This window comes from Burkholderia sp. Ac-20349 (assembly GCF_017104865.1).
Taxonomy (GTDB): Bacteria; Pseudomonadota; Gammaproteobacteria; order Burkholderiales; family Burkholderiaceae; genus Burkholderia; species Burkholderia aenigmatica.
On record NZ_JAAGPM010000096.1, the window covers coordinates 24,475 to 30,474 of the forward strand.

Annotated in this window: 5 protein-coding genes; 1 reads left to right on the plus strand and 4 read right to left on the minus strand. The window is 56.8% G+C overall.

Translation table 11 applies throughout. The features are described 5' to 3' along the window. The first annotated feature begins 170 nt into the window (after positions 1 to 170). Positions 171 to 1,871 carry a hypothetical protein gene (locus G3N61_RS26530; protein ID WP_089453666.1) on the plus strand — a complete coding sequence of 567 codons (1,701 nt, stop codon included), beginning with the start codon at positions 171 to 173 and terminating at the stop codon, positions 1,869 to 1,871. A 247-nt stretch (positions 1,872 to 2,118) separates the two neighbouring features. Here the strand turns inward: G3N61_RS26530 and G3N61_RS26535 are convergent, their stop codons facing one another. The 4 genes from G3N61_RS26535 to G3N61_RS26550 form a co-directional block, all read right to left on the minus strand. Further along, the gene (locus G3N61_RS26535; protein ID WP_241017915.1) at positions 2,119 to 3,096 is read right to left on the minus strand and encodes a hypothetical protein; all 978 of its coding nucleotides are present in this window, start codon (positions 3,094 to 3,096) and stop codon (positions 2,119 to 2,121) included. Beyond that, positions 3,093 to 3,302, minus strand: a complete 210-nt coding sequence (locus G3N61_RS39720; protein ID WP_241017916.1) for a hypothetical protein — start codon at positions 3,300 to 3,302, stop codon at positions 3,093 to 3,095. The genes G3N61_RS26535 and G3N61_RS39720 overlap by 4 nt, the downstream gene beginning before the upstream one ends. A 262-nt stretch (positions 3,303 to 3,564) precedes the next feature. Next, entirely contained in the window at positions 3,565 to 4,440 is an 876-nt protein-coding gene (locus G3N61_RS26545; protein ID WP_346778587.1) for a hypothetical protein, read from the minus strand. Then, positions 4,415 to 6,000: DUF2345 domain-containing protein (locus tag G3N61_RS26550; protein WP_205823972.1), on the minus strand; the 1,586-nt coding region annotated here is incomplete at its 5' end. The genes G3N61_RS26545 and G3N61_RS26550, both read right to left, overlap by 26 nt.

Here is a 6,000-nt window from a genome sequence, read left to right on the forward strand (position 1 = left end):
TTACGGATAAATAACAAGGCGCCGCACTCGGTAGCCCGTGGTTGCGCACGGGTTTCCGCGAGATCGCGTGCAATCAATTCTTCATCAAGCATGGCTAAGGTGGCGAGGCTTCACGTCGTCAGTCTGTCCACCAACAACGTCCTCACTCGATGTCGTACGGAGCCTTGTCCATGCCGAATTTCGCCTTGTCCGCGAAGCGCCGCCGCGCGCTGCGCGATCGTACCGTTCCTGTCTTCGCACTCACGCTGATCGCCGCGAGCATCGGCGCGCAGGCTGCCCCGCATGACGACGGCGGCGACAGCCGTTTTGCGCCGGGGTTCGTGCCGGGCTTCCTGGTGCTCAGCCGCAGCGTGTACGACAACGTGTCGAGCAACGTCCAGCCCGGCGTGATCCTGCCGCCGAACTGCGCGAAGACGACCGGCGGTTGCGGCGCGGCTGCCGGCGCGCCGAACGACGGCGCCTATCCGTACGTGTGGAACAACGACCGCTACGACGGCAGCTTCGGCATCACGTCGCGCATCTTCCTCGACCAGATCACGCCGGCCGGCGGTGTCGTCAGCACGCTCGAAGTGCCGAACAGCCTGCACAAAGGCTTCGCGCACGACCAGATGGTGACGAGCTTCAGCTCGAAGTCGGAACTCGGCCTGCACCTGTCCCTCGACGGCAGCTATCTGACGTTCATGGGCTACGTCGCGCCGGTCAACGCGATCGACGTGTCGAACTCGAACACGCCGCTCGCGGTCGATACGACGAACCCGGACGGGCAAAACGTCTATCGCGCGATCGCGCGCGTCGATCGCCACGGGCATTTCCGCTTCACCGAGACGAACGCGTACAGCGGCAACAACGGCCGCGCGGCGATCCTGAACAATCGCGACGGCCGCGAGATGTACTACACGTCGGGCAACGCCGGCAACGGCTCGAACCCGCAACCGGACAACGTGATTCTCGGCGCGGGCGCGCAGCTTGTCGACGGCGCGAAGCATCACGAAGCGCAGCAGGATCCGGGCGTGCCGACGCCGCTCGCGAGCTTCTCGGTCACCGAACTCGGCGCGAAGGCCGACAAGATCGGCAAGGACGACAACTTCCGCGGCATCGCGGTGCACGACAACGTCGTGTACTACACGAAGGGCAGCGGCGGCAACGGCGTGAACACCGTGTACTTCGTCGATACGACCGGCACCGCGTGCCCGTCGGGCGTCGGCGTGCCGTCGCCGAAGGCCGTGCTGCCGACGGCGCCGCTCGCGTACAACGCGGCCACGCTGCAGACGACGGGCCTGCCGAACAACATGTGCGTGCTGGCCGGCTTCCCGACCACGCCGAACAAGACCGCGACGACGCTCTCCTATCCGTTCGGGATCTGGTTCGCCGACGCGAACACGCTGTATGTCGCGGACGAAGGCGACGGCTACACGGGCGGCGCGGACCTGTACACGCACGCGGCTGCGCAGACGACGGCGGGCCTGCAGAAGTGGGTCTACGACGCGGGCGCGAAGCAGTGGAAGCTCGCTTATACGCTGCAGAACGGGCTGAACCTCGGTCAGCCGTATTCGGTTGCCGGCTACCCGGCGGGCAACAATTCGGCGACGGGCCTGCCGTGGGCACCGGCGACGGCTGGCCTGCGCAACCTGACCGGCCGCGTCGAACGCGACGGCACGGTGACGATCTGGGCGATTACGTCGACGGTCAGCGGCAACGGCGATGTCGGGGCGGATCCGAACCGTCTGGTTGCGGTGCGTGACGTGCTGAAAAACACGAGCGCAACGACGGCCGCGCACGAGCAGTTCGCCGTGCTGCGGACTGCGAAGTTTGCGGAAGTGCTGCGGGGTATCGAGTTCGCACCGGGGACGGATACGGGGCGGTCGCACTGAGGCGACGGGGCTCGGTTGAGGCCGGGCTGAAGGCGAACGCGGCCGCCCGATATCGGCGGCCGCGTTTAGTTGGTCTGCTTTGTCCGTCGCCTGGCGAGCAGATTTGCCCGGTGCGCTCCAGGTCCGAAAAGGCAGGGGGGCGAGATTTCAATAGCTTGAGCACTTCTTCGTGCCAGTGCAACTCGCCCGTCGGGCTTTAGCGTTCTACCGGATTGATCTCGAAGGTACGAACTCAATCGGATGCTTCTCATGACCGTTTCTGATATTCCTCAAACCACATCCAACGACCTGGCTCAAACAGATTCGTGTACTGGTTTCGTTCCTCTTGCTCCCGAGGGGTGAGCTTGCGGACATCGGGAAATTTTTGCCCCTTCCAGATCAGATGAATATCCGAATTGGAAGTCTTGGTGTATCCCTGCCATATCCCAGTTTCTGGGCACAGCATGCCCGTACACAGATTCATCAACTCGTATTTGTAGCGCTTGGCCTGTTGCTCCTCCAAGCGGCGCTGCTCGCGTTCCTCTGGTGTCAAGATTTTGTATGTGCGGCGTATTTCGACTATCCATAATTGCTGCGGAGATGATCCATCTGGCGGATTTATGTAACCAAGATCGACATCGATCGGAAATTTACTGCCCGGAATATCTTTCGAACGGTAGCGAAAGGACTGCAAATTAGGAGCGTCGGGGGGGCGCGCCCTTATTTCATTCCCGTATCTGCGATTCCCTCGATGATCAATCCAATAGTCCTCTAGCTGGAGAAGCGATTTGATTTCCGTGTCAGGCAGATTGGCAACCCTTACGTCGAGGACAATCCTTACCCCAGCCGGAACAATTTTCACCTTATCGCGATCATCGCTGTAGTCTTCCGGATCGTCACCGGTGGAGAGTTCAATCTCTGTTCCGCGCAGCGCACGATTTGCGTATTTATAAAGAAACCCTTTTGCGGGAGGGTGCGTCCATGTTGTGTAGTTTGTTCCGAAGACAACATATTCGGGGTCGTACGACGCATCATCACGCAGGATCGCCATTGCTGTTTTAAGGATGGTCCGCAGCACGACGCGCTGCTCTTCGTCGGTCGTCTGCATTTCAAAACCCTCCCCCAATGGTTTTAAGTGAAGCATCGTATCCTCCTGTGCATGTGCCGGGATTGCGCACGAAAGCACGATCAGGACGGTCCCAATAAGCTTGCACCACTTCCGCACATGCATAGGCATCTTCTTCATGTAACTGGCTCCGGTATCCCTCTTCGAAAATCACCATCTTGGCCGCCGTTTCTGGCGACACTGGCTTCGGCCTGTGCAATTGGGAAATCGGGCTTCACATAGGCTCCGCCTGTCTGGTTTTGCATGTAATAAATCATCCAGTAATAGTGAAAAACCAACATGCGATGCAGTCCCGTGGCAACCCGTGCATCATCCAGAATTTTCACCTTATTTGTGACCTAAAAAATATAATATGGAGGGTTAGCCTTATATTCTTGTATTGGGTGCGAGAATATTGGATAGTCGCTCGGGTGTTGCTGGAGCAAGGCCATCATCCCGAATGCCTGCTGACAATGTCGCGCTTCGTGATAAAGCGTGTCCGTGAATACCTTCAGTTTTCCGTCCAAGACGGTTTCATTGCGACTCGCTCGTCGGGTTTTAGCGTTCTACCGGATTGATCTCGAAGGTACGAACTCAATCGGATGCTTTTCATGACCGTTTCTGATATTCCTCAAACCACATCCAACGACCTGGCTCAAACAGATTCGTGTACTGGTTTCGTTCCTCTTGCTCCCGAGGGGTGAGCTTGCGGACATCGGGAAATTTTTGCCCCTTCCAGATCAGATGAATATCCGAATTGGAAGTCTTGGTGTATCCCTGCCATATCCCAGTTTCTGGGCACAGCATGCCCGTACACAGATTCATCAACTCGTATTTGTAGCGCTTGGCCTGTTGCTCCTCCAAGCGGCGCTGCTCGCGTTCCTCTGGTGTCAAGATTTTGTATGTGCGGCGTATTTCGACTATCCATAATTGCTGCGGAGATGATCCATCTAGCGGATTTATGTAACCAAGATCGACATCGATCGGGAATTTACTGCCAGGAATATCTTTTGAGCGGTAGCGAAAGGATTGTAAATTGGGGGCGTCGGGGGTGCGCCCCATTATTTCATTCCTGTATTCACGTTTACCATCCCCGTCAACCCAATAGTCCTCTAGTTGGAGAAGCGATTTGATTTCCGTGTCAGGTAGATTGGCAACCGTCGCGTCGAGGACAATTCTTACCTTGGCCGGAACAATTTTCACCTTCGAACGGTCGTCGTTGTAATCTTCCGGGTCTGTTCGTGTTAAAAATTCAATTGTAGTATCGGCCAACCAACGATTGGCGTAATGGTAAAGAGCGCCATAGGCCGATTTCTGAGTCCACGTCGAAAATAGCTGCCCAATGGTCGTGTTTCTTGGGTCGAATGGCTGATCGTCACGCAGGATCGTCATCGAAGTTTTAAGGATGCTCCGTACTGCGGCTCGCTGTTCGTCTGCGGTTGCGGGCATACTAAATCCCTCAGCTAATGGCTCGAAGTGATTCACTGTAGGCTCCTGTGCATGTACCGGGGTTACGCACGAAAGTACGATCAAGCTTGTTCCAATAATCCTGCACCACTTCCGCACACGCATACGCATCTTCTTCATGTAACTGGCTCCGGTATCCCTCTTCGAAACTTACCATCTTGGCCGCGGTTTCTCGCGTCACCCTTAACAGCTTGCAGACTTCGGTCTGTGCGATCAGTACGTCGGGCTTCACATAGGCTCCGCCCATCTGATTTTGCATGTAGGAAATCATCCAGTAATAGTGAAATATCAACATGCGATGCAATCCAATAGTCGCTGGCGCGTCGTCTGGGATGGCGGCATTTTTGGCTGCGTCGAAAACATCTTTAAGCGTGTTGCTCTTGTACACTTTTGTTGCATGTGCAAACATTGCATAATCGGCCGGGTATTGTCTAAATAACGCCATCATCCAGAATGTTTGTTGGCAATGGCGTGCCTCATGATAAAGAAGGTCGGCAAATGACTTCAGAGTGCAATTCAAGGTGGTTGCGTTATTAGATGATGTAATGATCTTCGTGATTTCTCTCTCTTGGATAGCTATTGTCCAGTACTTGGCGATAAATGATGCACTAACATCCGAGCGCATGTTGTATTTATATGAACCTTCATCTGCGTTGACAATGTCGATTCCGGGAAGTGTACCGTCTGAGGTTGAAAAATCACCGGTGCCCGCTCGCGGTAACCCGAAAGGTCCCGTGCAGAGGGCGGTATTCAATATATCGCCAATAGCGAGTTTGATATTGTTTTTTAGCGTTCTTGGTATTTTCCCACTCAACGTATTGAACTTGTCCCACTCAATCCCATTGAGTGCCTTCTTGATCGCCGCCGTATAGGCCTTCGTCACCGGATACTCGACATCGCGGCGCACCGGCATGCCCGGGGGCATATCGCCTTGTTTCGCCCCGTCGATGAAGTGATGGAAGCGCAGCCCGAAGTTGAGCGGATCGCAGGTCGCGAAAACGGCTGGCTGACGCTCGGACGTAGCCCCCTGCTCCGGGGTGCTGACCTTCTTGCCATTGATCGTCGTGGTGCGCTTGTCGGCGTTGGGCGCCTGGGCGGTGTAAGGCGTCGTGTTGTCGCGCACGACGGCCGCCCGGCTTACCGCAATCACCTTGTCCGGATCGCTCGCCGCCAGCAGCTCCACCGTGCCGAACGCGACGTCGTGGTTCGTTACTACGTCCGTTTCGCCCAGCTCGTTGCTCACGCCATTGATCACGCGGCCGTTGTCGAGCGTGACGCGGTACGGCTGGTTCGGTAGCGCGAACCCGCTGTCGTGTTCCAGCAGCACAAAGTGCGCGGCGTATTGCCCCGGATGCTCGGGAGTGACCGGCTGGCGCATCGGCCGCACTTGCGCAGCGTCTGTCTGATGACTGCCTGCATAGACCGTGTGCTCGCCGGCCGTCCGCACCACGTAACCTTGATCGCTGATGCGAACCTCCGTACTTCCTGCGTGCAGCACGATTTCGTCTGCCGCGTGCAGGTGGATGCTGTCGGCCGTACTCGTGATGTTGATGGTCTTCTTTGCGGTGAGGTCGACAC